Annotated in this window: 29 protein-coding genes; 16 read left to right on the top strand and 13 right to left on the bottom strand. The window is 70.5% G+C overall.

The features are described 5' to 3' along the window. Nucleotides 1-48: 48 nt before the first annotated feature. Nucleotides 49-1,896 (top strand): acyl-CoA dehydrogenase, encoded by a 1,848-nt coding sequence (locus AB0K00_RS01935; RefSeq protein WP_363513746.1) that lies wholly within the window; start codon nucleotides 49-51, stop codon nucleotides 1,894-1,896. A gap of 51 nt (nucleotides 1,897-1,947) precedes the next feature. Here AB0K00_RS01935 and AB0K00_RS01930 read toward each other — a convergent pair whose 3' ends face one another. Then, complete coding sequence (locus AB0K00_RS01930; RefSeq protein WP_363513743.1) at nucleotides 1,948-2,424, bottom strand: histidine phosphatase family protein; 477 nt, start codon at nucleotides 2,422-2,424, stop codon at nucleotides 1,948-1,950. Between the two features lie 90 nt (nucleotides 2,425-2,514). Here AB0K00_RS01930 and AB0K00_RS01925 point away from each other — a divergent pair, with 90 nt between their 5' ends. Next, a complete protein-coding gene (locus AB0K00_RS01925; RefSeq protein ID WP_327007146.1) occupies nucleotides 2,515-2,787 on the top strand; it encodes a DUF6458 family protein in 273 nt (90 codons plus the stop codon). A 20-nt stretch (nucleotides 2,788-2,807) separates the two neighbouring features. Here the strand turns inward: AB0K00_RS01925 and AB0K00_RS01920 are convergent, their stop codons facing one another. Continuing rightward, on the bottom strand, nucleotides 2,808-3,488 hold the full coding sequence (locus tag AB0K00_RS01920) for a hemolysin III family protein (protein ID WP_363513739.1): 681 nt from the start codon (nucleotides 3,486-3,488) through the stop codon (nucleotides 2,808-2,810). A gap of 81 nt (nucleotides 3,489-3,569) precedes the next feature. Between AB0K00_RS01920 and AB0K00_RS01915 the strand changes: the two genes are divergently transcribed. From AB0K00_RS01915 to AB0K00_RS01905, 3 genes are read left to right on the top strand one after another with little or no spacing between them, the layout of a single operon-like run. After that, nucleotides 3,570-4,163: an allophanate hydrolase subunit 1 gene (locus AB0K00_RS01915; protein ID WP_363513736.1), complete on the top strand. Its 594-nt coding sequence runs from the start codon at nucleotides 3,570-3,572 to the stop codon at nucleotides 4,161-4,163. After that, nucleotides 4,160-5,017: a biotin-dependent carboxyltransferase family protein gene (locus AB0K00_RS01910; protein WP_363513733.1), complete on the top strand. Its 858-nt coding sequence runs from the start codon at nucleotides 4,160-4,162 to the stop codon at nucleotides 5,015-5,017. Before AB0K00_RS01915 ends, AB0K00_RS01910 begins: the two co-directional genes overlap by 4 nt. Continuing rightward, the gene (locus tag AB0K00_RS01905; RefSeq protein WP_363513730.1) at nucleotides 5,001-5,729 is read left to right on the top strand and encodes a 5-oxoprolinase subunit PxpA; all 729 of its coding nucleotides are present in this window, start codon (nucleotides 5,001-5,003) and stop codon (nucleotides 5,727-5,729) included. Before AB0K00_RS01910 ends, AB0K00_RS01905 begins: the two co-directional genes overlap by 17 nt. A gap of 68 nt (nucleotides 5,730-5,797) precedes the next feature. Here the strand turns inward: AB0K00_RS01905 and AB0K00_RS01900 are convergent, their stop codons facing one another. From AB0K00_RS01900 to pdhA, 6 genes are all read right to left on the bottom strand, one after another. After that, complete coding sequence (locus AB0K00_RS01900) at nucleotides 5,798-7,645, bottom strand: NHL domain-containing thioredoxin family protein (RefSeq protein WP_363513727.1); 1,848 nt, start codon at nucleotides 7,643-7,645, stop codon at nucleotides 5,798-5,800. Nucleotides 7,646-7,698: 53 nt separating this feature from the next. Next, complete coding sequence (locus AB0K00_RS01895; protein ID WP_363513724.1) at nucleotides 7,699-9,645, bottom strand: hypothetical protein; 1,947 nt, start codon at nucleotides 9,643-9,645, stop codon at nucleotides 7,699-7,701. Between the two features lie 194 nt (nucleotides 9,646-9,839). After that, nucleotides 9,840-9,974 (bottom strand): hypothetical protein, encoded by a 135-nt coding sequence (locus tag AB0K00_RS01890; RefSeq protein WP_327007138.1) that lies wholly within the window; start codon nucleotides 9,972-9,974, stop codon nucleotides 9,840-9,842. A 213-nt stretch (nucleotides 9,975-10,187) separates the two neighbouring features. Beyond that, entirely contained in the window at nucleotides 10,188-11,606 is a 1,419-nt protein-coding gene (locus AB0K00_RS01885; protein ID WP_363513721.1) for a dihydrolipoamide acetyltransferase family protein, read from the bottom strand. A gap of 11 nt (nucleotides 11,607-11,617) precedes the next feature. Continuing rightward, entirely contained in the window at nucleotides 11,618-12,598 is a 981-nt protein-coding gene (locus AB0K00_RS01880; RefSeq protein WP_363514992.1) for an alpha-ketoacid dehydrogenase subunit beta, read from the bottom strand. Beyond that, the gene (gene pdhA, locus AB0K00_RS01875; RefSeq protein ID WP_363513718.1) at nucleotides 12,595-13,728 is read right to left on the bottom strand and encodes a pyruvate dehydrogenase (acetyl-transferring) E1 component subunit alpha; all 1,134 of its coding nucleotides are present in this window, start codon (nucleotides 13,726-13,728) and stop codon (nucleotides 12,595-12,597) included. The genes AB0K00_RS01880 and pdhA overlap by 4 nt, the downstream gene beginning before the upstream one ends. Before the next feature lie 209 nt (nucleotides 13,729-13,937). On the opposite strand from pdhA, the gene AB0K00_RS01870 reads away from it, so the two are divergent. After that, a complete protein-coding gene (locus AB0K00_RS01870; protein WP_363513715.1) occupies nucleotides 13,938-14,687 on the top strand; it encodes a hypothetical protein in 750 nt (249 codons plus the stop codon). 27 nt (nucleotides 14,688-14,714) lie between these two features. Here AB0K00_RS01870 and AB0K00_RS01865 read toward each other — a convergent pair whose 3' ends face one another. Both AB0K00_RS01865 and AB0K00_RS01860 read right to left on the bottom strand, forming a co-directional pair. Further along, on the bottom strand, nucleotides 14,715-14,894 hold the full coding sequence (locus AB0K00_RS01865) for a hypothetical protein (RefSeq protein ID WP_363513712.1): 180 nt from the start codon (nucleotides 14,892-14,894) through the stop codon (nucleotides 14,715-14,717). Continuing rightward, entirely contained in the window at nucleotides 14,894-15,148 is a 255-nt protein-coding gene (locus AB0K00_RS01860) for a hypothetical protein (protein WP_363513709.1), read from the bottom strand. Before AB0K00_RS01860 ends, AB0K00_RS01865 begins: the two co-directional genes overlap by 1 nt. Nucleotides 15,149-15,323: 175 nt before the next feature. On the opposite strand from AB0K00_RS01860, the gene AB0K00_RS01855 reads away from it, so the two are divergent. The 4 genes from AB0K00_RS01855 to AB0K00_RS01840 all read left to right on the top strand — a co-directional run bounded on the left by AB0K00_RS01855 (nucleotide 15,324) and on the right by AB0K00_RS01840 (nucleotide 18,321). Then, nucleotides 15,324-16,178 carry a helix-turn-helix transcriptional regulator gene (locus tag AB0K00_RS01855; RefSeq protein ID WP_363513706.1) on the top strand — a complete coding sequence of 285 codons (855 nt, stop codon included), beginning with the start codon at nucleotides 15,324-15,326 and terminating at the stop codon, nucleotides 16,176-16,178. Nucleotides 16,179-16,197: 19 nt separating this feature from the next. After that, the gene (locus tag AB0K00_RS01850; RefSeq protein WP_033359839.1) at nucleotides 16,198-16,398 is read left to right on the top strand and encodes a DUF397 domain-containing protein; all 201 of its coding nucleotides are present in this window, start codon (nucleotides 16,198-16,200) and stop codon (nucleotides 16,396-16,398) included. Nucleotides 16,399-16,622: 224 nt separating this feature from the next. Next, the gene (locus tag AB0K00_RS01845; RefSeq protein WP_363513702.1) at nucleotides 16,623-17,177 is read left to right on the top strand and encodes a GNAT family N-acetyltransferase; all 555 of its coding nucleotides are present in this window, start codon (nucleotides 16,623-16,625) and stop codon (nucleotides 17,175-17,177) included. A 106-nt stretch (nucleotides 17,178-17,283) separates the two neighbouring features. After that, nucleotides 17,284-18,321, top strand: a complete 1,038-nt coding sequence (locus AB0K00_RS01840) for a DUF4192 domain-containing protein (RefSeq protein WP_363513699.1) — start codon at nucleotides 17,284-17,286, stop codon at nucleotides 18,319-18,321. Here AB0K00_RS01840 and fdhD read toward each other — a convergent pair. Continuing rightward, nucleotides 18,206-19,144: a formate dehydrogenase accessory sulfurtransferase FdhD gene (gene fdhD / locus AB0K00_RS01835; protein ID WP_363513696.1), complete on the bottom strand. Its 939-nt coding sequence runs from the start codon at nucleotides 19,142-19,144 to the stop codon at nucleotides 18,206-18,208. The two genes, AB0K00_RS01840 and fdhD, sit on opposite strands and share 116 nt — an antisense overlap. A gap of 256 nt (nucleotides 19,145-19,400) precedes the next feature. Between fdhD and AB0K00_RS01830 the strand changes: the two genes are divergently transcribed. The 4 genes from AB0K00_RS01830 to AB0K00_RS01815 all read left to right on the top strand — a co-directional run bounded on the left by AB0K00_RS01830 (nucleotide 19,401) and on the right by AB0K00_RS01815 (nucleotide 22,007). Continuing rightward, nucleotides 19,401-19,595 carry a hypothetical protein gene (locus tag AB0K00_RS01830; protein ID WP_363513693.1) on the top strand — a complete coding sequence of 65 codons (195 nt, stop codon included), beginning with the start codon at nucleotides 19,401-19,403 and terminating at the stop codon, nucleotides 19,593-19,595. Between the two features lie 341 nt (nucleotides 19,596-19,936). Beyond that, nucleotides 19,937-20,623 (top strand): NTP transferase domain-containing protein, encoded by a 687-nt coding sequence (locus AB0K00_RS01825; RefSeq protein WP_363513690.1) that lies wholly within the window; start codon nucleotides 19,937-19,939, stop codon nucleotides 20,621-20,623. Then, nucleotides 20,620-20,856 (top strand): DUF6457 domain-containing protein, encoded by a 237-nt coding sequence (locus AB0K00_RS01820; protein WP_363513687.1) that lies wholly within the window; start codon nucleotides 20,620-20,622, stop codon nucleotides 20,854-20,856. The genes AB0K00_RS01825 and AB0K00_RS01820 overlap by 4 nt, the downstream gene beginning before the upstream one ends. Before the next feature lie 80 nt (nucleotides 20,857-20,936). Further along, nucleotides 20,937-22,007, top strand: a complete 1,071-nt coding sequence (locus AB0K00_RS01815) for a hypothetical protein (protein WP_363513684.1) — start codon at nucleotides 20,937-20,939, stop codon at nucleotides 22,005-22,007. Here AB0K00_RS01815 and AB0K00_RS01810 read toward each other — a convergent pair. Then, nucleotides 22,004-22,444, bottom strand: coding sequence for a DUF6232 family protein (locus AB0K00_RS01810; RefSeq protein WP_363513681.1), 441 nt, complete (start codon nucleotides 22,442-22,444; stop codon nucleotides 22,004-22,006). The genes AB0K00_RS01815 and AB0K00_RS01810 overlap by 4 nt on opposite strands. A gap of 275 nt (nucleotides 22,445-22,719) precedes the next feature. On the opposite strand from AB0K00_RS01810, the gene AB0K00_RS01805 reads away from it, so the two are divergent. Both AB0K00_RS01805 and AB0K00_RS01800 read left to right on the top strand, forming a co-directional pair. After that, nucleotides 22,720-23,580, top strand: a complete 861-nt coding sequence (locus AB0K00_RS01805; protein ID WP_363513678.1) for a helix-turn-helix transcriptional regulator — start codon at nucleotides 22,720-22,722, stop codon at nucleotides 23,578-23,580. Between the two features lie 33 nt (nucleotides 23,581-23,613). Further along, complete coding sequence (locus AB0K00_RS01800; RefSeq protein ID WP_363513675.1) at nucleotides 23,614-23,790, top strand: DUF397 domain-containing protein; 177 nt, start codon at nucleotides 23,614-23,616, stop codon at nucleotides 23,788-23,790. A 31-nt stretch (nucleotides 23,791-23,821) separates the two neighbouring features. On the opposite strand, the gene AB0K00_RS01795 is transcribed toward AB0K00_RS01800, so the two are convergent. Beyond that, nucleotides 23,822-25,732: a beta-propeller domain-containing protein gene (locus AB0K00_RS01795; RefSeq protein WP_363513672.1), complete on the bottom strand. Its 1,911-nt coding sequence runs from the start codon at nucleotides 25,730-25,732 to the stop codon at nucleotides 23,822-23,824. Nucleotides 25,733-25,735 lie beyond the last annotated feature (3 nt).

The following is a 25,735-nucleotide window of genomic DNA, read 5'->3' as shown; positions in this document are numbered from 1 at the left end:
TCCATGCTCGATCTACAAAAGCGACCCAGAGACGGGGGCCACTCCGCGATGAGCCATTACAAGAGCAACCTGCGGGACCTCGAGTTCAACCTCTTCGAGGTGCTCGGCGCCGACAAGGTCTTCGGCCAGGGTCCCTATGGCGACCTCGACGTCGACACCGCCCGCAGCATCCTCGCGGAGGTCGAGCGGCTGGCCCGTGAGGACCTCGCGGCGAGCTACACGGACGCCGACCGTAACCCGCCCGTGTACGACCCGAAGACCTTCTCGGTGAAGATGCCCGAGTCGTTCCGCAAGTCGTACGAGGCGTTCATGGCCGCCGAGTTCTGGCGCCTCGACCTGCCCGCCGAACTCGACGGCACCGCCGCGCCGCGGGCACTGTGGTGGGCCCTCGCCGAAATGGTGCTGGGCTCCAACGCCCCGATCTGGATGTACGCCTCGGGCCCCTCCTTCGCCAACACGCTGCGGATCGAGGGCACCGAGGAGCAGAAGAAGTGGGCCAAGCTCTTCGTCGACCGCCAGTGGGGCTCGACGATGGTGCTCACCGAGCCGGACGCCGGCTCCGACGTGGGCGCCGGCCGCACCAAGGCCATCCCGCAGGCCGACGGCTCCTGGCACATCGAGGGCGTCAAGCGGTTCATCACCAGCGGTGAGCACGACCTCGCCGAGAACATCGTCCACTACGTGCTGGCCCGCCCGGTCAACACGCCCGGCGTCGGCGGCCCCGGCACCAAGGGCCTCTCGCTCTTCGTCGTGCCGAAGTTCCACTTCGACGGCGAGACCGGCGAGCTCAAGGACCGCAACGGCGTCTTCGTCACCAACGTCGAGCACAAGATGGGCCTGAAGGTCTCCACGACCTGCGAGGTCACCTTCGGCGGCCACGACGTCCCGGCCAAGGGCTGGCTGCTCGGCGACGTGCACGAGGGCATCCGTCAGATGTTCCTCATCATCGAGTACGCGCGGATGATGGTCGGCACGAAGGCCATCGCGACCCTGTCGACCGGCTACCTCAACGCGCTGGACTACGCCAAGAGCCGCGTCCAGGGCGCCGACCTCGCCAGCACCGACAAGGCCGCGCCGCGGGTCACGATCATGCACCACCCCGACGTGCGCCGCTCGCTGCTGCTGCAGAAGTCCTATGCCGAGGGCCTGCGCGCGCTCGTGCTGTACACGGCATCCTGGCAGGACAAGGTCGCCCTGGCCGAGGCCGCCGGCGATGAGAAGGCGGCGAAGATCGCCAAGCGGGTCAACGACCTGCTGCTGCCTCTGGTCAAGGGCGTCGGCTCGGAGCGGGCCTACGAGCTGCTCGGCCACGAGTCGCTGCAGACCTTCGGCGGCTCCGGCTTCCTGCAGGACTACCCGCTGGAGCAGTACGTCCGCGACTCGAAGATCGACACCCTCTACGAGGGCACGACCGCGATCCAGAGCCTCGACCTGGTCTTCCGCAAGATCGTGAAGGACCAGGGCAAGGCGCTGCTCACCGTCGCCGGCGAGATCCAGCAGTTCCTGGAGGCCGAGGGCGGCAACGGTCAGCTCAAGGTCGAGCGGGTCGCGCTGGGCAAGGCGCTGACCGAGGTCCAGACCATGCTCGGCATCTTCACCGGCTGGCTCGGCGAGGCGCAGGGCGGCGACCCGCAGGCGCTCTACAAGGTCGGCCTCAACAGCCGCCGCTTCCTGCTCGCCCTCGGCGACGTCATCGTCGGCTGGCTCCTGCAGCGGCAGGCCGAAGTGGCGCTCAAAGCCCTGGCTGGCGGCACCACGGAGACCGCCTTCTACGAGGGCAAGATCGCGGCGGCGAAGTTCTTCGCCCGCGAGGTGCTGCCCCGGACCGGCTCGGACCGCCGGATCGTCGAGGCCACCACCCTGGACGCGATGGACCTGTCCGAGGACGCGTTCTAGAACGTTCTAGAAGCTGGCGGGAGGGCAATGGCGCCCTCCCGCTTTTCTGTGTCAGCCGCGGGATTTGTGGTGCGTCTTCAGGGCGGCGGTCTCCAGGTCGCGCCAGGCGCCGGGCACCGTGTGGACCGCAATCCCGCTGGTCGCCAGGCCCTCGTCGGGCAGCGCATCCGCGTCGAGCAGGTCCGACAGCATCGACAGCGTCGGGTTGTGGCCGATCACCAGCAGCGTCGACACGTCCGGCGCGCCGTTGCGCAGCAGGTCGAGGGTGTCGTCGGCGGGGCCGAGGTACAGGCGGTGCTCGAACACCACGGGAGCGGTCAGCGCCAGGCCCTCCAGGGTCTCGCGGGTGCGCACCGCCGTCGAGCAGAGCACCAGGTCGGGCAGGAGGCCCTGCTCGCGCAGCCACTCGCCGGCCGCGGCGGCATCGCGGCGGCCGCGGGGGCTCAGCGGCCGTTCGAGATCGGTCGGGTACGGATCCGGGTCCACGGACTTGGCGTGGCGGAGCAGGATCAGCGTGCGCTCGGTCATGCCGTCCAGGGTGCCCGATTGAGCGGCGTCACAGGTGGGTAACCCCGACATGCAGAGACGGTTACCAACCCAACGCCCTGGAGGCCCTCGATGGGTATCGGCGGAAGCATCCTTCTGATCGTTGTCGGAGCGATCCTTACGTTCGGCCTGGACGACACTGACCTCGGGCCGTTCAACCTCGACACCATTGGCTGGATCTTCCAGCTCGCGGGTCTGGTCGGCCTGCTCCTGACGCTGTACTTCTGGAACTCGCGCCGGCGTACCGTGGTGCGGCAGGTGCCGCCGCCGCCCCCGGCCGGTGGCACGATGATCCCGCCGTCGGGTGAGGAAGTCATCGAAGAGCGCCGCCGCCGGACCTACTGACGCACTCCTCACCTCGCCATCTATTTCGCATACAACGCGAAGTAGATGGCGATGTGGTGCAGGATCGCCGCGACGAGGGTGCACGCGTGGAAGAACTCGTGATGGCCGAACACCGTCGGCCACGGGTTGGGCCGGCGCAGCGCGTAGAAGACCGCGCCGATCGTGTAGAACGCGCCCCCGGTGATCGTCAGCACCAGCGCCGTGACCCCGCCCGTGTGCAGGATGTCCGGCAGCACGACGACGGCAACCCATCCGAGCGCGATGTAGAGCGGCGCGGACAGCCATCTCGGCGCGTGCGGCCAGATCATCTTCATGCCGACGCCCAGCAGGGCGCCACCCCACGCCACGGCCAGGATGATTTGGCCGGTGCGCCCCTCCAGCAGCAGCACGCTGAAGGGTGTGTACGTGCCCGCGATGAACACGAAAATCATCGAGTGGTCCAGGCGTCGCATCAGCTTGTAGCCCTCGGGTGACCAGACGCGGCGGTGGTAGAGCGCGCTGGTGCCGAACAACGCGCACACCGTGAGGCTGTACACGAGGCAGCTCACGAACGGCGACCAGCCCGGACGGGCCGCCGCGAGAGAACACAGCACGATGCCGCAGACGATGGCAGCGCCGAACGCATAGGTGTGCAGCCAGCCGCGCATTCTGGGTTTGCCGAGGTCGACCGGGCGCAGGCGGGTCTCGGTGTTCACAGTCACGCCCTCCAGGTTACGGTACCGTAGGTTACTCGCAAGTAGAGTTCCGTCGTCGAGTTGGTGTTCGTGTCTATGGTGGCGGTCATGGAGATCCGCCCGGTCGGGACCTCGGCCCTGTTGATCGAGGTCGATGACCCGCTGGCCTGGTTCGCCGCGCTGGACGCCGAGCGGACCGCCGGTCGACTGGACGTCACCGACATCGTCCCCGGTGCGCGCACCGTCCTGCTCGACGGGGTGTCCTCCGTCACGACCCTGACCGCGACGCTGCGCTCCTGGCCACCGCCGTCAGCCGCCCCCGTCACCGCCGACGACCTGGACATCCCGGTCACCTTCGACGGACCCGACCTCGAGTCGGTGGCGACACTGGTCGGCACTTCCAAGGATGCCGTCGTCACCGCGCTGACCGATGCCGTCTTCCGGGTGGCGTTCGGCGGGTTCGCACCCGGGTTCGCGTATCTCAGCGGCCTGCCCTGGTCCGTGCCGCGCCTGGCCAGCCCGCGCCCCCGCGTCCCGGCCGGGTCGGTCGGGCTCGCCGCGGAGTTCGCCGGGATCTACCCGACCGCGTCGCCCGGCGGCTGGCAGCTCGTCGGCCGCACCGACACCGTCCTGTTCGACATCGACCGGACCCCGCCGGCCCTGCTGACCCCCGGCCGCACCGTCAGGTTCGTGGCCGCGTGACCCGGGCCCTCCTCGTCGAGGTCGCCGGACCGTTGACGACCCTGCAGGACCTCGGGCGACCCGGGTTCGCGCACCTCGGCGTGCCACGCTCCGGCGCCCTCGACCAGTCGGCCCTCCTGCTCGGCAACCGGCTCGTCGGCAACCCCGCGACCTGCGCCGGCCTGGAGATCACGATCGGCCCGTTCGCCGCGACGCTGCCCTTCGCCGGCACCCTCGCCCTCACCGGGGCCGCGGCGCCACTCCGCGTCGGCGGCCGGCCCGCGCCGATCAACGCCCCCGTCGCCTTCCGCCCCGGTGACCGCGTCGAGGTCGGCCGGGCCGTCGCGGGGCTGCGTGGATATCTCACCCTCTCCGGTGGGTTCGCTGCGCCGCCGGTACTGGGAAGCCGCGCGACCGACACCCTTTCCGCGCTCGGTCCACCCGTCGTCCGGGCCGGCGACGCCCTGGCGATCGGTGCTCCGGCCGGCGACCCGTCGACCGTGGACGTGGCACCCTGCCCCGCGCTCGGCGGGCCGGTCACGCTCGGCCTCACCTGGGGTCCCCGCGCCGACTACTTCACGGACACGGCGGCGCTGCTCGCTGGGGCGTACACCATCGGCAACGACAGCAATCGCGTCGGTGCCCGGCTCACCGGCCCCGTCCTCACCCGCGCCCACCAGCGCGAACTTCCCAGCGAAGGCATCGTCCTCGGCGCCGTGCAGGTGCCCGCCTCCGGCCAGCCACTGGTCTTCCTCGCCGACCACCCCACCACCGGCGGCTACCCGGTCGTCGCCGTCGTCGACCCCGGCGACCTGTCACTGCTCGCCCAGGCCCGCCCGGGCGATACCGTTCGTTTTTGTGGACCTCAACAGTGACCTCGGCGAAGGCTTCGGCATCTGGACCCTCGGTGACGACGACGCCCTCCTGGAGATCGTTACCAGCGCCAACGTGGCCTGCGGCTTCCACGCCGGCGACCCGAGCACCATGCGCCGGGTCTGCGCCCGCGCCGTCGACCTCGGCGTGCGGATCGGCGCCCAGGTCAGCTACCGCGACCTGGCCGGCTTCGGGCGCCGCCGCATCGACGTCGACCCGGCCACGCTGACCGACGAGCTGCGCTACCAGATCGGCGCCCTGTCGGCGTTCGGCCCGATCTCCTACGTCAAGCCGCACGGCGCCCTGTACAACACCGCCGCCGTCGACTCCGGCCACGCCTCGGCCGTCGTCGCCGCCGCGCACGCGCACGGGCTTCCGGTGCTGTGCCAGCCGGGCTCGGTCCTGGCCCGGCTGGCGGGGGAGGCCGGCCTGCGGGTGGTCGGCGAGGGCTTCGTCGACCGCGGCTACCTCCCCGACGGCCGCCTGGTCCCGCGAAGCACCGACGGCGCCGTCCTGACCGACGTCGACGCGGTCGTCGAACGCGCCGTCAGGATGGCTCGCGACGGCGAGGTCGTCACCGTCGACGGCTCCGTGCTGACCGTGCCCTTCGAGTCGCTCTGCGTGCACGGCGACACCCCAGGCGCGGTGGCGATGGCGTCAGCGGTCCGCGCGGCACTCCTGGCCGCCGACGTACCGCTGACACCCTTCGCCTGACCTCGCCTCAGTCTCCTCAGTCTCCTCAGTCTCCTCAGTCTCCTCAGTCGCCTAATCGGCTAGTCGGCTCAGGAGGTCTGGTCCAGGCCGCGGAGCACCAGCGGCAGCCGCGCGGCGCCGTCCTTGACGACCCGGATCGGGACGCCCCAGTCCTGCCGGGTGAGGTGGCAGGCGGGGAACTCCGCGTCGATGTCGCAGGTCGCCGCCTGGGCCACGACCTGCAGGACACCCTCGGTCACGTCGGCGGAGAGGACCAGCCGGCGCTGCAGGCTCTGCGTCACACCGGCGCCCTCGATCAGCAGCTCCGGCGGCGAGGCCGACACCTCCAGCCGGGTCGACGGGCCGAACGACTCGTCGAGCTTCTGCCCCGGCGCCGGCTCGAAGATCAGGTCGAGCTCGACCTCCCCGGGCGCGAGCATCGTCGAGGGACGCTCGGTGCGGTGCCGCACGCCGGCGACGTCGACACCCGCCGCCGCGAGCGTGCCGGGCGCGAGGCGGACGAGCCGATGCGCGCCGGACTCGACGACCACCACGTCGCCGGTCGCGGTGAACACCAGGTCACTCGGCTCCTTGAGGCCGTCGACGACGGTGGTCACGACGCCGTCGGCGATCCTGCGGACGGCGCCGTTGTACGTGTCGGCCACGAGCACGCTGCCGTCGGCGAGGGCGAGCAGGCCGAGCGGGTGCTGCAGCAACGCCTGGTCGGCCGGGCCGTCCACGTGGCCGAAGTCGAACAGGCCCTGGCCGACCGCGGTCGACAGGCGGCCGTCCTCGATCCAGCGGATCGCGCTGGACTCGCTGTCCGCGATCCACAGCTTCGTGCCGTCAGGAGCCGCGGACAGCCCGGACGGCTGCGCCATCCACACATCGTGCAGCGGCCCGTCCCGCAGCGCCTCGACGGTTGTGCCCGCATACATGCCGGCCGTGCGCTGCACCGGGTTGAACCACCACAGCTGGTGGATGCCGGCCATCGCGACCACGACCCGGTCGTCGAACCACGCCACGTCCCACGGCGACGACAGGTCGACCGCCAGGGAGTCGTGCGCGTCGAAGTCGACGGTGCCGCGCCACTGCCGCCCGCTGCCGGCGACCGTGGTGACCTCGCCGGTGGCAAGCTTCAGGCCGCGCAGCAGGTGGTTGACGGTGTCGGCGACGACGACGTCGTAGCCCGCGACCTCGGCCACGTGCGGCGGCAGCAGGCACAGCCCGCCGGGCTCGGAGAACTCGGGATCCGTGCCGTCCTTGCGGCCGCGCTGCCCGGTGCCGATCCGCCGGATCAGCGTCTCGTTGTCGGTGTCGAGCTCGACCAGCGACTGATGCGTCGAGTCCGCCACCAGGAAATGCCCGTCGGCGAGGGCGAGCGCCTTGCCGGGGAACCGCAGCACGGTCTCGTCGGCGGTCTTCGGCGCGACGTGCGGGGAGTCCCCGCGCCGCAGCGTCCCGCGCGCGTCATGGACGCGGACGAGCTCCTCGACCAGCCGCGCCAGCCCTTCGGCGTGCCCCTCGCCGGCCATCGTCGCCACGACGTAGCCCTCGGGGTCGATGACGGTGAGCGTCGGCCAGGCCTTCGCCGCGTACTGCTGCCACATGTCCATCTCGGGGTCGTCGAGCACGGGGTGGTCGACCCCGTACCGCTCGACGGCGGCCGCGAGCGCCGCGGCGTCCTTCTCGTGCTCGAACTTCGGCGAGTGCACCCCGATCGTCACCAGCACGTCGGCGAAGCGCTCCTCCAGCGGGCGCAGCTCATCGAGCACGTGCAGGCAGTTGATGCAGCAGAAGGTCCAAAAGTCGAGAATGACAATTTTTCCGCGCAAATCAGACAGGGTGAGTCCGTCGGTGTTGAGCCATCCTCGCCCCCGCAGTTCGGGAGCGCGGACGCGGGCTTTGAGCAGTGGCGACTGCGCCGGGTCGGTCATGCCACCAAGTCTGCCCGAGGGCCCTGGTCCACTTCTGGGCCAGGGCGCCTACGTCACTTCTGCGCGGCGGGCCGCAGGCAGAGGACCTCGTCTTTCTGGCCTTTGTGCTGCAGCACCACATACGGCTGGCTGGCGTCCGAGCAGCTCTCCGGCTTCTCCACCTTCTGCACGATGGTGAACGAGTCCTTGTCCGAGCAGCTGGCCTTCTTCGCCGAGTCGCCGTCCTGCTTGACGCACGAGTTGACCGCGAAACTGGTGCTGCCGGCGTTGTTGAGCGCCACGACGATGCCGGTGCCCGCGACCGCGAGCAGGAACACGACCACCACCACGACCAGGCCCAGGACGAGTCCACGCTTGCTCTTCGGTGCGGCCGGCGGCGTCGGTACCGCCGGATCGCCGCCGACCGGTGCCGCCGCCTGCGGCGGGGGGTCGCCCGGCATGGTGACGAGGTCGCTGTAGTGCGGTCCGGACGGCGGTCCACCGGCGGCACTGGGCACCGAGGCCTGATACACGCCGGTCGCCGGGGGCGGCGCCGCCTGGTAGATGCCGGTCGCGGGAGGGCCGGACGCCGGAATGTTGGTGGCGGGCGGCGCGGACGCCTGGTAGATGCCGGTCGCCGGTGGGGCCGACGTCGGGTACGCCGACGTCGGTCCGCCCGCTGGCGGTGCGCTCGCGGGTGGGGCGCTCGCCGGCGGGACCGAGACCTGGGCGCGGGCCGCGTACGACGCCGGTGGGATCTTGCCCAGGTTGGGCGGTGCCGGGACCGCGCCGGCGGGCGGCCCGGAGGCCGGTGCGCCGTAGGTGGCGGGCGGCGCGGACGTCGGCGCACCATAGGTGGCCGGCGGTGCCGAGGACGGTGCGCCGTACGTGGCCGGCGGTGCGGAGGACGGCGGCGCGGAAACCGGCGGCGCGGAAGCCGGCGGTGCGGAAGCCGGCGGTGCGGAAGCCGGCGGTGCGCCGTACGCGGCGGGCGGCGGCGAACTCGGTGCACCGTAGTTGGCCGGCGGTGCGGAAGCCGACGGCGCTCCGTAGCCGGCGGGCGGCGCGGAGGTCGGGGCGCCGTACGTCGCCGGGGGAGCGGAGGTCGGGGCGCCGTAACCCGCCGGCGGTGCGGAGGACGAGGCGGCGGGTGCCGGTGGGGCCGAGGCGGTGCCGTACGAGGACGGCTGGCCCGGTGCCTGCGATGCGCCGGGCGGGGGCGGCTGGATGGCGCCCGGGACCTGGGCGCTGCCGGAGACCTGAGCGGTGCCGTAGGTCCGCGCGCTGCCGGAGACGGGGGCCGCGGAGACCGGGGCGTTGCCGTGCGGCGCGCCGGACACCTGCGCCGCGCCGGAGACCGGGGCGTTGCCATACTGCGCGCCGTAAACCTGCTGCGCGCCAGGATTCTGCTGCGAGCCAGGAACCTGTGCCGCGCCCGAGACCTGCTGCCCGCCGGAGACCTGGCCCGGCACCTGGGCCGAGCTGGACGGGCTGCCGGACACCGGATAGCCGGGAGCCTGCGCCGAGCCGGACGGGCCACCCGAGACCGTGCCCGGGACGGGAACCTGGGCGCTCCCGGTGGGCGGCGTGGGTGGCGTGTCCGCGGACTGTGCGGCCGGGGTGAAGCCGGGGAAGCTGCCGGGCGGGCCAGGTGGCGCGTTCGGCGGCGGTGGCACGCGGGCCGGAAGCGGTCCGGCGGGCGGCGCGAACGGCCCGGCCGGCGGGAACGGCCCGGGGCGGGCTGGTTGCGCGCCGTCCTCGGACGCCTCCCCGCTCGAAGCGGTCGAAGGAACGGCAGGAGGCGGCGGGGCAGAAGGCTCCGCGGGCGGGACCGGGGTGCCATACGTCGCGGGTATGGGCGGCGCGGCCGGTGAGGTCGGCTGGGCAGGAGGCCTGGTCGGCATGGGGACCGACGCTGTGGCGCGCACGGTGCCGGCCGGTGGCGTGCCGGGCGGGGGTGAGCTCGGCGCGCTCGCCGCACTCTCGTCCGCTTCGGACGGGTGGGGCTGGTCGGACGTCATCGTGCCTCCTGTGGGTCAGACCCTTGCGACCGTAGTCGACCCGAACCGTACATGGCAGAGCGGAGGCTCAGGTTCGCACGACCTGCGCTCCCAGAACGCTCCCAGAATAGGTGAACGACAAGCAGCCGCCCCGGTCCGGGGAGGGTTCGGACCAGGGCGGCTGAGTGTGATGGCTGGGGGCGTGGGGCGCACGCTCAACTTCGGCTGAGCATGGCGTGGAGTTCGTCGCGCAGGGCGCTCGACGGGTTCTTGGCGATGGCGCGCTCGATGGCGTCGAGGCGGCGGGCGGCGTTGCGGCGGGCGCGGTAACGCTCCATGAAGGTGCTCACTGCTGGCTCCTTGGTGTGTAAGGACGACTCTTGCTTCCCGTTCATTACACGCTCATCAGAAGATCCATAGCCAGCGAATAGCACGTGACGCGGCGCACCAGCCGACGATTCGTAGGTGTACTGCCTGCGCAAACGCCCTGTTCGTCGGCCATATGACAGTGGCCCGGCGCTACTGCGCCGGGCCACCTGCCGTGAATTGGACTGCTGTTTGAACTAGCTCCAGGCGAGCAGGGAGCCCTCCGGGTCTTCCAGGAAGGCGCCGACGTCACGCAGGAACTTCGAGCCCAGCTCGCCGTCGATGATCCGGTGGTCGAACGACAGGCCGAGCGTCGTCACCTGCCGGATCTTGATCTTGTCCTTGTGGACCCAGGGGGTGTCGCGGATGGCGCCGAACACCAGGATCGCCGACTCGCCCGGGGGCAGGATCGGGGTGCCGGTGTCGATGCCGAACGGGCCGACGCTGGTGATCGTGAACGTGCCGCCGCTCATCGCCGCCGGGGACGTCTTGCCCTCGCGGGCGGTGGCGACCAGGGCGTTGAGGGCGTCGGCGAGCTCCCGGGTGGTGAGCGCGTCGGCATCCTTCACGTTGGGCACGATCAGGCCGCGCTCCGTCGCCGCGGCGATGCCGAGGTTGACGTAGTGCTTGACCACGATCTCGGCGGGGGCGTCGCCGGACGAGTGCCACGACGAGTTGACCATCGGATAGCGCTTGAGCGCGACCAGGGCGGCCTTGGCGACCATGAGCAGCGGGGACACCCGCACGTCGCGCCAGTCGCGCTTGCCCTTGAGCCGTTCGAGGGCCTTCATCGAGCGGGTGACGTCGACCGTCAGGAACTCGGTGACGTGCGGGGCGGTGAAGGCGCTGGCCACCATGTTCTCGGCGGTCAGCTTCCGCACGCCCTTGACGGAGATCCGCTCCTCGCGGCCGACCCTGACCGCCGCGGGAGCGGCGGCCTCAGCGGGCGCGGAGGTGGACGACACGGACAGCACGTCGTCGCGCGTGATCGAGCCGTTGGGGCCGGTGCCGGCGATGCCGACCAGGTCGACGCCCAGGTCCCGGGCCAGCTTGCGGACCGGGGGCTTGGCCAACACGGACCCTGGCGCGGGGCGCGTCGCGGCCGAGGACTCGACCGTGATCGCAGCCGGCGCTACGGGCGGAGCGGGAGGCTCCGTCTGTACCAAGGCTGCAGTTGCATTTGTTGTTGTTCTTGGCCGGCGCTTGGCGGCGGCGGTTTTGGGGCCGTAGCCGACGAGGACGGCGGTGCGGCCACCGGGCGCGGGACCGCCGATCATGCCGGGCTCAACCGGCGCGTCACCGGCGATGTCGACGGCGGCCAGGGACGCCGCGGACGGTGCCACGGCCGGCGGGGTCAGCGTGGCGCTGCCCGACGGGTCGGTGTCGATCGCGATGATCGGGGCGCCGACCTCCACCATGGTGCCTTCGGGGTGGAAGATCGTGGCGACCTTGCCGGCCCACTTGGCGGGGATCTCGACCGCTGCCTTCGCGGTCTCGACCTCGACGATCGGCTGGTTGAGCTCGATGGTGTCGCCGACGTTGACCAGCCACTTCAGGATTTCGCCCTCGGTGAGGCCTTCGCCGAGGTCGGGAAGGTTGAACTCTTTGACCGTCACTGCGCGTCCCCCTAGAACCCGAACGAGCGGTCGACGGCGTCGAGCACCCGGTCGAGGTCGGGCAGGTATTCCTCTTCGACCCGGGCGGCCGGGTATGGCGTGTCGAACCCGGTGACGCGCAGGACCGGCGCTTCGAGGGAGTAGAAGCACTCCTCGGTGATCCGGGCGGCGATCTCCGAGCCGAGGCCCAGGTTGCCAGGTGCCTCGTGGACGACGATCGCGCGGCCGGTGCGGCGCACCGAGTCGTAGACCGGGCCCATGTCCAGCGGGGAGAGCGTGCGCAGGTCGATGACCTCCAGCTCGCGCCCGTCCTCGGCGGCGGCGGTCGCGGCGTCCAGCGCGGTGCGGACCATCGGCCCGTAGGCGAGGACGGTGGCGTCGGCGCCGGTCCGCACGACCCGCGAGACGTGCAGCGGCACGCTCGCGGCGTCGATGTTGACCTGGCCCTTTTCCCAGTAGCGGCGCTTGGGCTCCATGAAGATGATCGGGTCGTCGGACTCGATCGACTGCTGGATCATCCAGTACGCGTCGTCGGGGTTGGAGCAGGAGACGACCTTCAGCCCCGCGGTGTGCGCGAAGTAGGCCTCGGGTGACTCGGAGTGGTGCTCGACCGCGCCGATGCCGCCGCCGAACGGGATCCGGATGACGATCGGCAGCCGGACCTTGCCCTGGGAGCGGTAGTGCATCTTCGCGACCTGCGACACGATCTGGTCATAGGCCGGGTAGACGAAGCCGTCGAACTGGATCTCGCACACCGGGCGGTAGCCGCGGATCGCGAGGCCGACGGCGGTGCCGATGATGCCGGACTCGGCCAGCGGCGTGTCGATGACGCGCTCGTCGCCGAAGTCCTTCTGCAGGCCGTCGGTGATGCGGAAGACGCCGCCGAGCTTGCCGACGTCCTCGCCCATGATGAGGACCTTCGGGTCGCGCTCCATCGACCGGCGCAGGCCGATGTTGAGCGCCTTGCCGATCGTCAGGGTCTCGGCCATCAGTGCCCACTCCCCTCGAACGACGCCATGTACTTGTCGAACTGCTCCCGCTGCTGGTCGAGCTCGGGTGAGCCGTGCGGGTAGACATGGTCGAACAGGGTCCGCGGATTCGGGTCGGGCATGGTGAGGACCCGCTCGCGCAGGTCGGCGGCGGCGACCCGGGCTTCCTCGTCGACCGCGGCGAAGAAGTCGTCGCCGGCGATGCTCTGCTTGTCCAGGTACACCCGCAGCCGCTTGATCGGGTCCTTGGCCTGCCAGGCCTCGACCTCGCTGGCGATGCGGTAGCGCGTCGGGTCGTCCGACGTGGTGTGGGCGCCCATCCGGTAGGTGTAGGCCTCGATCAGCGACGGGCCCTGGCCGTGGCGGGCGTCGTCGAGGGCCTTGCGGGTGACCGCGTAGCAGGCGAGCACGTCGTTGCCGTCGACCCGCAGGCCGGGGAAGCCGAAGCCGCTGGCGCGGTGATACAGCGGGACGCGCGTCTGCCGCTCGAGCGGCTCGGAGATCGCGTACTGGTTGTTCTGGCAGAAGAACACCATCGGCGCGTTGAAGACCGAGGCCCAGATGAACGCCTCGTTGACGTCGCCCTGGCTGGTGGCGCCGTCGCCGAAGTAGGCGATGACGGCCTCGCCGTCGTCGGAGCCGACCTTGCCGTCCTTGCTGATGCCCATCGCGTATCCGGTCGCGTGCAGCGTCTGTGCGCCGATGACGATCGTGTACATGCCGAACTTGAACTCGTTCGGGTCCCAGGCGCCCTGGTCGACCCCGCGGAACAGGGTCAGCGGGGCGATCGGGTCGACGCCGCGGCAGTAGAGCACGCCGTGCTCGCGGTAGGTCGGGAACGCCATGTCCTGCGTGCGCAGCGCCCGGCCCGAGCCGACCTGCGCCGCCTCCTGGCCCAGCAGGCTCGCCCAGATGCCCAGCTCACCCTGGCGCTGCAGGGCGGTCGCCTCGGCGTCGAGCTTCCGGACCACGACGAGGTCGTGATAGAGCGCGCGGTATTCCTCGTCGGTGAAGTCGACCGTGTAGTCGGGGTGTTCGACCCGGTCTCCCTCAGGGGTGAGCAGCTGCACGAACGCGGGTTCAGGCGCGGCCCGTGTTGCTGACGTCCGGGCCTTTGCGTCGCCCTTCGCCATCCGTATCTCCCTGTCGGTCTCTCGCGTCGGCAGCGGGGGTAACCCTGCCGCGCAGCGGGGGTGGCTGCTACGCGGCGGCCCTGTTGAGGCCGGCGCGTCGCGGTGGGTGTGAGTGGATCACGCCCGGGAGCCGGCCCTGGGGCTCAGTCGCAGGGTATGCGGACGCTACAGCCCCGTTGCCGGTGTGTGTCCAGCATCGCAGAAGGCGTGTGGATCGACACCATGGAGTTGGGGTTCCGCGGGGTTTCAAGGTCGAAAAATCCCTCCAGAACGGGCAGATCCTCGTCCGGTGCGTGGCAGTTAGTCCTATGAGCTTCGTACTGCATTCCCCCGCACACTGGAGCGCTCAGTTGGAATCCGACGTCCGCACGCACCGCATCTTCTCGCCGAACCGCCGGCCGCTGCTCATTTCCGCCCTGCTCGTGGCCCTGACCTCGGTGCCGACCTTGATCGTCGTCGCGGCCGGCAGCGCCTCGCTGGACACGGCGCCGTCCGTCCGGGCGCCGATCGTCGCCGAGCCGCGACCCGGACCGCTCGTGCTCGATCCGACACCCAGCAGCGGGCTGCACAGCTCCGGCGCGCCGTCGATCGCGGCCCAACCGACCGCACCGCTGCCGCCGGCAACCGCGGTCAGGCCGCACGCCACCGCCCAGGCGTCCGGTGGCTCGGGCGGCGGCATCTCCATCGGTACGGGCAGCAAAGCGCCGATCTCCACCCCGGCGCCGGAGCTCCAGGCGCCACCGGTCACGGTGCCGGTGACCACCACCCCGCCGCCGGTGGTCAAGCCGCCGAAGCCGACGCCCTCGCCCACCAAGGATCCCATCCAGAACCGGGCGTGGCCGGGCTGGGACGGCAAGCTCAAGGGCAAGCCGGAAGCGGTGAAGGTGCACTGCGGCCATCGATCCCGAAAGGGGTCGGCCGATCAGTCAGACCTGTCGGACTGCTCGTCGTCGATCTAGTCCGGCGTTCGTCACTGTGTGCGCGGGTCAGCGGCCGGCGCGCGTGTTGGAGTTGCGGGTCACCACTGCCCACGCGGTGGAGAACGGCTTGCAGGGCCAGTGCGCGCAGCCGGCCGCACAGCGTGTGACCTGCTGGATCCGCACCGCTTGGTGGCGGGCCACCAGGCGGCGGGCGTCCGTCACGGCATGGTCGTAGATGACGGCCATCAGACCCTCTGCACCGCTGCGGCCCACAGGATGCGGGCGGGATACAGCTGCTGAGCGGTCGCGAGCGCGGCCTCCGCGGAGCGGAAGACGGCGATCTCGGACTTCCCATTGCCCAGGCGCCACGTGAGCACGGCCTGATCCGGCAGCTCGTGACCCCAGGCGACCACTTGAGGATGGTCGTCGTCGAAGGGATCGGCGACAATGCCGAACAGCCGCGGCGCGCCTTCGAGCAGGATCTCGTCGTCTTCGATCACGACGGATCTCCCTCCGGCAGATGAACCACCTGACCGCCTCAGAATGCATGTGCAGGTTTCCAGGGGCAATACGTTCGGTCAAAGTTGAGTAGAGCAACCCAATCGCTCACTGACGGACATGCTTGCGCGACAACCCGGTAACGGACACACTCGTCTTGAGTAATGGAGGTGAGCGGTGTCCCACGCGCATAGCCCCACGTTCCCCCGCTTCCAGTTGGGCAAACAGCTGCGACGGCTGCGCGAGCAGGCGAGGCTCACCACTGAGGACGTCGGCCTGCAACTCGACTGTTCGCCCAGCACGATCAGCCGCATGGAAGGCGGGAAGGTCGGCATCCGCCGGAGCACCCTCGAACAGTTGCTCAAGATTTACGACGTTGATGATCGCGATCTGACGGAGACATTGATCGCGCTCGCGAAGGAAGGCAAGACCCGAGGCTGGTTCGCCCGCTTCGGCGACCTGCCGAGTCACTACTCCCGCTACATCGGCCTCGAGTCCAACGCGATCGAGATGCGCGACTACGAGGCGCTGGTGGTGCCAGGGCTGCTCCAGACCGAGGAGTACACGCGAGCGCTGCTCGCCGCCGCCTCCCCGTCGGGCGAGTCCGAGGACGCCGTCCAGGCGCACGTCAGCGCCCGTCGTGAGCGCCAGGAGCTGCTCACCAAGGCTGATGATCCATTGCAGTTCATCGCGGTCCTCGACGAGAGCGTCATCCGGCGGCTCATCGGTGGACCCGACGTCATGCGGTCGCAGCTCAAGCACCTGGCCGAAATGGGCCGGGCGAGGAACGTGACGGTCCAGATCCTTCCGTTCAGCGGAGGGGCCTATGCCGGCATGGCTGGATCATTCGCGATCCTCAAGTTCCAAGGTGCACCAAGTGTCGTGTATGCCGAAGCCATGGCCGGCGACATCTACCAGGAAGCCGGAGACGTCCAGCGGTATCACGACGTGTTCGAAAGTCTGCGAGCCGCCGCCCTCAGCCCATTCGAGTCGGTCAAGTTGATCGAGCTGGTGTTCGCTGAGACGGCCTGACAAACGAAGGAGTGCGCAGATGGCTGCGCTGAACGAGCGGTGGCACAAGCCCACCCGAAGCGGTAACAACGGACAGTGTGTCGAAGCGCGGTTCGTCGACGGCGTCGTCGAGGTCCGCAACTCCAACGCCCCGGACGCCGGGTCGGTGCGCTTCACCCGCGCCGAGTGGGAGACCTTCATCGCGGCGGTCGACACCGACGGCGAATTCCGCCTGCCGTAACGAATCTGAGCAAACTGCGAAGGGACCGTCCCGACCCGACGGTCCCTTCGTCGTTTAGCTGCGAGCCATTTCTGATGTTATCGCTAACCGTCCGGATCAGTAACCTTCTGGTCGCGATCCGCGTGATGCAACAAAAGGCGTGAAACGGTCAGTGGTCGGTCGCCTCGGGTGCAATACCGCGATGTGGGTGTCGCGGAGCCACGCACCGGAGTAAGCATGGATACATGGTGACTGTTCGCGCAGATGGCGGCGTGGCTGGCGGCGTCGCGACGCTGCAGCCGACGATCCGGGCGTACCGACCGACGGACCATCGAGAGTGCCGCCACCTGTGGGCGGAGCTGGCCGAGGAACATCACCACCTCTATCCCGCCGCGCCACCCGTGAACGGTGATCCGGGTGCCGCGTTCGAGGAGTACCTCACCCGGCTCGACCTGTCCGGCATGTGGGTCGCGGATATCGTCGGCGTCGGCGTGGTCGGCATGGTCGGACTCATCCTCGACGGCCGCGGTGGCCAGGTCGAGCCGCTGGTCGTGGCGTCGGCCCGGCGCGGCGAGGGGATCGGTCGGGCGCTGCTGGAGCACGTGGCCGACCAGGCCCGGCGGCGCGGCCTCGGGCAGCTGAGCATCTCGCCGGCGGCCCGCAACCTCGACGCCATCCGGTGCCTGCACGCGGCCGGCTATGACGCCCTCGCCAGGGTCACGCTCTCCATCGACCTGCACCCCGGCGGGAAGGACTGGCAGGACGGTATCGATCTGCACGAGCAGCGGTTCCAGTACTAGTCCGGACTGTCAAGTGCCGGGTCGCGGCTGTGGATCGAAACGGACGTTGTCCACAGCCGAAAACCGCTAGTTCCCGTGCGTGGCGGCGACCGCCAGGCTCGGGTGCATGACCACCGCGACCTCCACCATCGCCCAGCCCCGGCTGCGGCTGCGCACACCCGAAGACATCCTGGCCGGCACGCCCTACCTGTTCGGGTTCCATCCGGCCGACAGCATCGTGGGCCTCGGCGTGCGCGGCCGGCGGCTCCGCTTCCACATGCGCGACGACCTGCCCGACCCAGGCGAGGACGTCAACACCCTCGCCGAGGGGTATGTCGACATGTTCCGGCGCCAGCACGTCGACCACGTCGTGCTGATCGGCTACGGCGCATCCGAGCGCGTCGAGCCGCTCCTGCTCGCCACCAGCGCCGAGCTGCGCCGCCACGGCATCGCCGTGCACGAGATGCTGTGGGCGCACGAGGGGCGATACCGGTCCCTCATCTGCGACTCGGCCGGCTGCTGCCCGGCGGACGGCGTGCCCTATGACGTCGCCGCATCGGCGATCGCCGCCACCGCCACGCTCATCGGCATGGTCGCGCTGCCCGACCGGGCCGCCCTCGTCGGCAGCCTCGCCGCACCGACCGGCGCCGCCCTCGATGCGGCCGAGCGCGCGGCCCGGCACGCCCAGGCACGCCTCGCCCAGTCCACCGGCACCCCGTCCGACGGCATCGCCGCCCTCGACGCGGCGCTGCGCCGCACCCGCGCCGGCGACTGGCTCGCCGACGAGGAGATCGCCTGGCTGGCGTTCCTCATCCACAGCCTGCGCCTGCGCGACGAGGCGTGGATGCGCATCGACCGCGACGGCGAGACCGCCCTCGAGGTCCACGAGCGCCTGTGGACCGACGTGCTGCGCCGCTGCGCCCCGGCGTTCGCCGCGCCCGCCGCGATGCTGGTCGCCTATGCGGCGTGGCGCTCCGGCAACGGGGTGCGCTCCCGCATCGCCGTCGAGCGCGCCCTGGACGCCGATCCGGGCTACAGCGCCGCCAAGCTCATGGCCGAGATCCTGGACCGGGGGCTGTCACCGCAGTCGCTGCCGCCGATCGTGCGACGGGAGCGGCGACCTGCTCCAGCCCGACGACGCGTTGCGCGCCGACGTAAACGTTGAAGGTCTGCCCCCGCAGGAAGCCGACGAGCGTCAGCCCGGCCTCGGCGGCCACGTCCACGGCGAGCGTGCTCGGCGCCGACACCGCCGCGAGCACGGGGATGCCGGCCATCCACGCCTTCTGGCACAGCTCGAAGCTGGCCCGGCCACTCACCATCAGCACGTGACCGGCGAGCGGGAGCCTCCCCTGCCGCACCGCCCACCCGACGACCTTGTCGACGGCGTTGTGCCGCCCCACGTCCTCCCGCAGGCAGACCAGCTCCCCGCCGGCCGTGAAGAGCCCCGCCGCGTGCAGCCCACCCGTCGTCCTGAAGGCCCGCTGCCCCTCCCGCAGCGCGTCCGGCAGCCCGGCAAGCACCGCCGGCGCCACCCGGACGTCGTCCGCGGCGACGTCGAAGAGCGACCGGGTCCGCACCGCGTCGATGCTCGCCTTCCCGCACACCCCACACGAGGAGGTGGTGTAGAAGTTCCTTGCCGGATCGACCTCGGGCGCCGGCACCCCGGCCGCCAGCGCCACGTCGACGACGTTGTAGGTGTTCGGCTCCTGATCCCCGGCGCACAGCTGCGCCGTCCGGACGTCGCCAGCCGACCTGATGATGCCCTCGGTCAACAGGAATCCGATCGCCAGGTCCACGTCGTCACCTGGCGTCCGCATGGTGACGGCCAGCGGCGGCCTCGGCGCCCCCGCCGCACCGACCCTGATCTCCAGCGGCTCCTCGGCCACCAGCGTGTCCGGCCCGACCTTCACCTCGATGCCGCCACCCTCCGCGGTTGCGGGGCCGACGGTGACCCGGGCGATCGTGCGCCGTTGCGTGACGCGTCCCATGGTGAGGGCCTCCAGGTGCGAGCGTGTTCCGGCCGTTGCCCGCTCGACGGTACGTCCCGGCCAACGGTGTTCAAGTATTCCGCGCCCCGCCCCTCGTCGAGGCGGGTCGGCAGGGGGCGGGGCGGCCGAGCCGGCGTGCATGCAGGCACTCCGCCGACTGCCGACTGCCGGCGTTCACCCACGCCAGGGTTGAGGCCGCCCGATCGAAGAGCAGATCCTTTCGCGTTCGCGTTGTGGCTGCCATCGCTGGGTCGTCGTGGTGGTCGTGTTCGTCGCCGTCGCCGTCGCCGTCGCCGTCGCCGTCGTCGTCGCCGTCGTCGTTGGTCGCGCAGTCGTCGTCGCGGCTGCGGTCGTCGCTGCCACCGCGGCCGTCGTTGAGCGGTTGCCGTCGCGGGTCGTCGTGGTTGCGGTCGGATCGGCCTCGTCGGTCAGGTGGAAGGTTGTCCGCTGATCGCTGCGGCGGTCTGCGGCTGGGCATTGCCGACTGTGCGGACAGGTGCGGCGAGGCCGTGTTCGTTTCGCATCGTCCGTGTGGTGCCGGCACCCCGACCCTGCGGCGAAGACCGCCATCCGAAGTGTGGTGCTCCTCCGTCCAGCCATCGACCTCGACCACGTCCCGCGACCTGTGGAAACTCACTGGGCCTGGGGAACCACCGAAGTTCCACGATCATGGTGGCGAGCGGGTGAAGCACGACTGGCAGCACGCAAAGGGGCCAGGGTTGGACGTTGGGCGCGATGCCCGTGTGCGGGCGGTTCGAAACGTCCGGAGGGTCTAGCGGCTACCGTTCGGTCATGCGGGCAGCCAGTACGTGGCCGGGGCTGACGGCCGTGATCCTTGCCGGGGGTGGTGGCACCCGGCTCGGAGGCAGGGACAAGCCGATGCTTGCCGTTGCTGGTGTGCCCATGCTGGACCGGGTGCTTGGCGCACTGGGCGGTGCTGATCTTCGGATCGTGGTCGGGCCGGTGCGGGCCGGGCTGCCCGCCGGTGTGCGCACCGTTCGGGAGGAGCCGCCAGGGGGCGGTCCGGCGGCGGCGACCGCGGCCGGGCTTGCCCTGATCCCGTCGGCCGACCGCGCGGCACTGGTCGGGGTGTTCGCGGCCGACCTGCCGCACCTCACGGGCGAGGCGGTCGCGGTGCTGGTCGACGCGGTCACCGCGGGGGTGGACGGGGCGGTGTTCGTCGACGAGCGGGGGAAGCGGCAGTTGCTGTGTGGGGTGTGGCGGGTACACGCGCTGCGCGCCGGGGTTGAGCGGCTCGGTGACCCGGTGGGGAAGTCGATGCGGGCGGTGTTCGACGGGCTGGGTGTTGCCGAAGTCAGGTGGGAGGGCGGTGGGCCCGCTCCATACTTCGACTGCGACACGGACGAAGACCTGCGCCGGGCAGACGAGCAACCAGCGCGCGGCCCAGCAGCGCCAGGCGCGGCAGCGGACGGCGCGGCAGCGGACGGCATGAGTGGCGATCGGAGCGGAGTGGGATGAGCGTGGATCAGGAGCTGGCGGCCTGGGTGGTGCGGGCGTGTGCGGAGCTCGGGCTTGAGCCGCTGAGTGTGGGGGAGCAGGACGCGATCCTTGACCTCGCCCGGGAGGTGGCGCACAACGTGGCCCGGCCGGGGGCGCCGGTGACCGCGTTCCTGCTCGGGGTGGCGGTGGGGCGGGGCGCCGATCTCGAGGAGGCCCGGTCGCGGCTGGTGGCGTTGGTGGACACCCGCTGACTCAGGAGTTGGTGCGTGGGCGCTGGCCCAGGAGGTGCGTCGTCTGGATAGGGTGAGGCCCGGGGGGATTGGAGGCGGTCATGGCGGATGATCAGGACTACGAGGCAGCACTGTTCGACGATGAGGAACCCATCGGCGGGGATCTCAAGGAGAAGGTTGCCGAGGCCTGGCGCGACTTCGCGCGCCACCTGGTCGACGCGCTGCGGCAGCTCGACCCGGGCACGACGCTCGACTTGACGCTCGACCCGACGGCGTCGGGCACCGGCGACGCCATCTATTCGGTGCAGGTGACCGGGGAGGACGGCGACATGCTCGCCGCGACCGCGGTCGGCAACGCGGACCTGCCCCCGGCATATCGGCTGGGGCGCACCGTCATCGCGCAGATCGTGGCGCTCGGGTGGTCGCCGCCGGGTGTGGTGGCGGGGTCGGGTGAGGCGTTCGGGCTGCGGGTGCCGAAGAGCGACGCGGTGCAGCTCAGCCGGCTGATCATGCGGACGTTGCGGGACATCTACGGCACGCCGCACCCCGCGTTCCTCACGTATCTCGCGCATGACGCGCAGGGGCTGGTGGCGGCGTTGCCGGCGCTCGGGGTGGCGCGGTCGCTCGCGTCGATCGTCGACACCGACGGGGACGGGCCGGTCGCCGTGGTGCGGGCCAAGCACAACCATGCCGGCGAGTCGGAGCAGGGCGAGGACCTGCCGCTGCACGACAAGGTGATCACGGTCGTGGCCCGGTTGATGAAGACGACGCCGGAGGAGCTCACGATCGACCCGGACGGGGACATCGGCATCCGGTCCGGGTCGGCGATGGTGTTCGTCCGGGTGCGGGACAACCCGCCGCTGGTCGACGTGTTCTCGCCGATCCTGACCGAGATCGAGCCGACCGAGCGGCTCTACGTGAAGCTGTCCGAGCTCACCAACCGGATGCCGATCGGCCGGCTGTATTGCACCAACGACACGGTGTGGGCGTCGGTGCCCGTGTTCGGCCGGGACTTCCAGGCGACCCACCTGATGCTCGCCGTGCAGGTGATGACCGGGCTCGCGGACGAGCTCGACGACCGCCTGCAGGGCGAGTTCGGCGGCAAGCGCTTCTTCGGGGAGAACGACGCCCCCAGGCAGGTCGAAGGCGAACGCACCGGGATGTACCTCTAACGACCCCGGGCGGTCTCGACCGAACGCTGCAGCGCCCGGGAGACCCGGCCGAACAGGTCCAGGTCCCGGGTGTGCAGCAGGGTGACCTGCTGCCCGCGGTAGTCGGCCAGCAGCGTGTGCTGCCGTGGCCAGCGCCGGGCGTAGAAGAGGCCGACGACCCAGGTGATCAGCAGCGCGGACAGCGCGACCAGGACAACGGCGACCGAGCCGGTGGTCGCGACGGCGACGGCGAGCACGATCGCGTTCGCGATCCCGACGGCCGCGCACGCCCGCACTCCCGGGTGCAGGTTGCCGGTGCCGTGCGTCGGGCGGGTCAGCTCGGCGATCTCGTAGCGACCGCTTTCAGAGGCGAAGACCCGGTCGGTCACCAGAATCCCGTGCTGGTTGTAGTGGACGACCGGCCGGGACTCAAACGACTGCGGGGCGAAGGAACTCATTAGGGTGCGCTCCCTTTGATGCTGGTCGGCGCTCGGATCGCGGGCGCTGACGCGACGAAAGAAGGAGGCGGCAACCGGCCACGGTGACGGCCGCCGTCCAGTGCCCTCTGGGAAGAGGCACGTGAAGCCAAAGCGTCGCCGTCGCCGGGTGAGGCGGATCATGCAGCCTCACCGATAAGCTTCTGTCTCCATTGCGCATCAAGACTGTCGGAGATGCAAGTGCAGCGCCGTGCCGAAAGTTCTCAGTATTTGTGCGCGCGTGCGGTACCGTGTGCATGATGTCGTCGAAGCCGAGCCCGACTCTGCTCCGTCGCCAGCTCGGAGCAGAGCTGCGACGGTTGCGTGAGGGTGCTCGCAAGACGGCGGCTGACGTCGCCTCCGAGCTGCAATGGTCGGAGTCCAAGGTCAGCCGGATCGAGACCGCCAACAGCAGCGTCCGCAACCCGGACCTGACGAAACTCTTCGAGCTCTACAAGACCCCTGAGGTCGATCGCAGCCGGATCACCGCGCTCGCCGCGCAGTCGCGCCAGCGGGCCTGGTGGGAGGCGTATGGCGATGCATTGCTCGGCGCCTACGAGACAATGATCGGATTCGAGTCCGAGGCGTCCGACGTCTTCATCTTCGACGCGGTCATTCTTCACGGCCTGCTGCAGACCGTGGAATATGCCGGTGCCATCATCAATTCGGTGTCCGTGGGGGAGCGGCCCGACGTGGTGAATCAGCGGGTATCCGTCCGGATGGCGCGCCAGGCCGTCCTGACCCGAGACCCGCCGCCGAAGATCTGGGCCATTCTTGACGAGGCGGTCCTCAAGCGGCCGGTCGGTGGCGGCGATGTCATGAAACGGCAGCTCATGAGGCTGTTGGAGATCGCTGACCGGCCGACGGTGACGCTCCAGATGGTCCCGTTCGACCGGGGTGCACACCGCGGGATCGACGGGGCCTTCACCATTCTCGAGTTCGCCGGCGAGACCGAGCTGCCACTCGTGTATTGCGACGGCATGACCGGCGGGGTGTTCCGCAACCGGCCCGAAGAGGTGCGCCGTTACCTGGTGGCCTTCGAGTCGTTGCGGACGGTGGCGTTGAGCCACGCAGAAACGCTTGAATACATTCAGCGGGCCATTCGCGAATACGAGTAGCCCGCACAACTTCCGCGAAATTAAGGAATCGTCATGAGCATTGTGTGGCGCAAGAGCACGCGCAGCGGGGGCAACGGTTGCGTTGAGGTGCTGCTCGACCCCAAGGCCGTCGGCATCCGCGACTCGAAGGACGCCAACAGCCCCGAGATCTACGTCGACCCGGCAGCGTGGCGGGCCTTCGTGCAGCACGTGACCGAAGACCAGCGCTGACAGTACAAAAGCGCAAGACCGAAAAATTCAGCTAAAGCGCGATCCAGGCCTGTTCTGCCAGGGTCGCCGCGTCGGTGGCCTTCAGCCCTTGCTCCGACAGGGTCCACAGGGTGCCACCGACGATCAGCGAGCGGCGAATCGTCGTGTAGCGACCGGGGTGGGTGATCGCACCCGCCTCGGTGATCGCCGTGTCGCTCACCTTCAGCACCACCACGGTCGGCTGCTGGTTGTCCCACATGGGCACCGCGAGCAGGCCGAGCGGCGCCCAGTACAGGAACGCGTGCGGGTCGTATTCGGCCTCCGAGTGGCCGCCCTTCTCCTGATGCTGCGCCAGCCGCGCCGGATGCGCCGGGTCCCGCACGTCGAACAGTGACACCTGCAGGCCCTGCACCCGGCCCTGCGCGTTGGCGTCCTGCCCCAGGCCCAGCAGCCGCCCGTCGCCGGCCGGGTGCAGGTACGCGGAATACCCCGGGATCTTCAGCTCTCCGACGACCTTCGGCGAGGAAGGATTGCTCAGGTCGAGCGTGTAGAGCGGGTCGGTCTGCCGGAACGTCACCACGTAGCCGGTGGTGCCGATGAACCGCACCGAGTAGATCCGCTCGCCCTTGCCGAGCCCGTCGACGTGCCCGGCCTCAGTCAGCTGCCCGCCGTTCAGCCGCAGCACGTACACCGCTGACGACGTCGTGTTCTCCAGCGACGTGGTCGTCGCGATGCGCAGGTGACCGTCCCACTCCGACATCGAGTACTGGTTGAGCAGCCAGCCGGGCACCTCACCCGACGCCACGAACCGGGGCCGCCCGGCGCCGCTGATGTCGAACTTGAACACCTGCGTCAAGGGCCGGGCCGGCGACGTCGCGACCTTCTTGCGGACCGTGTCGGCCATCACCCGCCAGCGCTGGTCGTTCGCGACATACAGGCTGGGCCCGTTGGCGTAGACGGTGTCACCGTCGGCGACGACGGACACCGGGTCGCCACCGCCGAGCGCCGCCCCGGCCAGGTCGAACGTCAGCACCGTCAGCATCGAGGTGGCCGAGTAGGTGGTGGGCCGGCTCACCGCGCCGCAGTCGACGCGCCCCTCGGTGCGCTTGCCGGCGCCGTCGACCGCCGTCCACTTCGGCAGCCACGCCTCGACCGGCGCCGCGGTGACCGCCGAGCGGTTCGCCGCGATCCGGGCGTCGTCGTTGTCGAACTTCGACGTGTCCGGGAACGTGATCATGGGGCGGGATACCACGACGACGCGGGCGGTGCCGCCGACCTGGCGGGCGTCGAGCAGGCCGCCGTCGATCGTGAACCGGCCGATCACCTTCGGCGCGCCGGCAAGGTCGACCAGCGTCATCTGCGCACCGGAGACGCCGGGCGCCCGGCCGGGCGGCCCGTCGATGCTGGCCTTGTAGTCGTACCCGAGCACCAGCGCCCGGTCGCCGGCGAGCAGCAGGTCCGTGACGTTGGTGGCGCTCTTGCCCGAGACGTCGTCGACGGAGCCGAGGGTGAGCGAGCCGGAGACCGTGCGGCTGGCGACGTCGACCACCTTCAGCGCCCCGTGCGCGAGCGTGACGATCCGCTTGCCGTCGGTCTTCACGATGTCCGGCTCGTCGACGCCGGCCTCGTGGTTGTTGGTGCCCGAGAACTCCTGCGCGCCCGGCGCCGCCGCCTTGCCGCCGGCGAGGTCGCTGCGCCCCAGCGCGTTGGTGTCCGCGACACCGCCGCCGCGCCACATGGTGCCACCGTTGGCGAACCCCCACGGCCCGACCACACCGGCCGCGGCGTCCCGCAGCGAGGACAGCAACTGCTCGCACGAGTCGAAGGCCACCAGCTTGAACGCGGGTGCCGGACCCGGAGCGACCGGCTGCGCAGAGGAGGAACCGGTGGCGGGCGTCCTGCCACCCGTACACCCGGAAAGCGCGACGCACAGTGCGCTCAGGACGACAAGCGAGCGTCTCATGCA

It is taken from the genome of Dactylosporangium sp. NPDC049525 (assembly GCF_040676755.1).
Classification (GTDB): Bacteria; Actinomycetota; Actinomycetes; order Mycobacteriales; family Micromonosporaceae; genus Dactylosporangium.
Note: the sequence above shows the minus strand (reverse complement) of the source record. Positions and strands in the feature narration are given on the sequence as shown.

Coding starts and splice junctions, on each gene's coding strand:
- AB0K00_RS01865 (WP_363513712.1), bottom strand. CDS start 14,894: ATGGCCGTCATCTACGACCATGCCGTGACGGACGCCCGCCGCCTGGTG.
- AB0K00_RS01840 (WP_363513699.1), top strand. CDS start 17,284: ATGACCACCGCGACCTCCACCATCGCCCAGCCCCGGCTGCGGCTGCGC.
- AB0K00_RS01810 (WP_363513681.1), bottom strand. CDS start 22,444: ATGAGTTCCTTCGCCCCGCAGTCGTTTGAGTCCCGGCCGGTCGTCCAC.
- AB0K00_RS01845 (WP_363513702.1), top strand. CDS start 16,623: ATGGTGACTGTTCGCGCAGATGGCGGCGTGGCTGGCGGCGTCGCGACG.
- AB0K00_RS01820 (WP_363513687.1), top strand. CDS start 20,620: ATGAGCGTGGATCAGGAGCTGGCGGCCTGGGTGGTGCGGGCGTGTGCG.
- AB0K00_RS01895 (WP_363513724.1), bottom strand. CDS start 9,645: ATGACGTCCGACCAGCCCCACCCGTCCGAAGCGGACGAGAGTGCGGCG.
- AB0K00_RS01805 (WP_363513678.1), top strand. CDS start 22,720: ATGATGTCGTCGAAGCCGAGCCCGACTCTGCTCCGTCGCCAGCTCGGA.
- AB0K00_RS01935 (WP_363513746.1), top strand. CDS start 49: ATGAGCCATTACAAGAGCAACCTGCGGGACCTCGAGTTCAACCTCTTC.
- pdhA (WP_363513718.1), bottom strand. CDS start 13,728: ATGGCGAAGGGCGACGCAAAGGCCCGGACGTCAGCAACACGGGCCGCG.
- fdhD (WP_363513696.1), bottom strand. CDS start 19,144: ATGGGACGCGTCACGCAACGGCGCACGATCGCCCGGGTCACCGTCGGC.
- AB0K00_RS01825 (WP_363513690.1), top strand. CDS start 19,937: ATGCGGGCAGCCAGTACGTGGCCGGGGCTGACGGCCGTGATCCTTGCC.
- AB0K00_RS01795 (WP_363513672.1), bottom strand. CDS start 25,732: ATGAGACGCTCGCTTGTCGTCCTGAGCGCACTGTGCGTCGCGCTTTCC.
- AB0K00_RS01930 (WP_363513743.1), bottom strand. CDS start 2,424: ATGACCGAGCGCACGCTGATCCTGCTCCGCCACGCCAAGTCCGTGGAC.
- AB0K00_RS01800 (WP_363513675.1), top strand. CDS start 23,614: ATGAGCATTGTGTGGCGCAAGAGCACGCGCAGCGGGGGCAACGGTTGC.
- AB0K00_RS01925 (WP_327007146.1), top strand. CDS start 2,515: ATGGGTATCGGCGGAAGCATCCTTCTGATCGTTGTCGGAGCGATCCTT.
- AB0K00_RS01815 (WP_363513684.1), top strand. CDS start 20,937: ATGGCGGATGATCAGGACTACGAGGCAGCACTGTTCGACGATGAGGAA.
- AB0K00_RS01900 (WP_363513727.1), bottom strand. CDS start 7,645: ATGACCGACCCGGCGCAGTCGCCACTGCTCAAAGCCCGCGTCCGCGCT.
- AB0K00_RS01850 (WP_033359839.1), top strand. CDS start 16,198: ATGGCTGCGCTGAACGAGCGGTGGCACAAGCCCACCCGAAGCGGTAAC.
- AB0K00_RS01915 (WP_363513736.1), top strand. CDS start 3,570: ATGGAGATCCGCCCGGTCGGGACCTCGGCCCTGTTGATCGAGGTCGAT.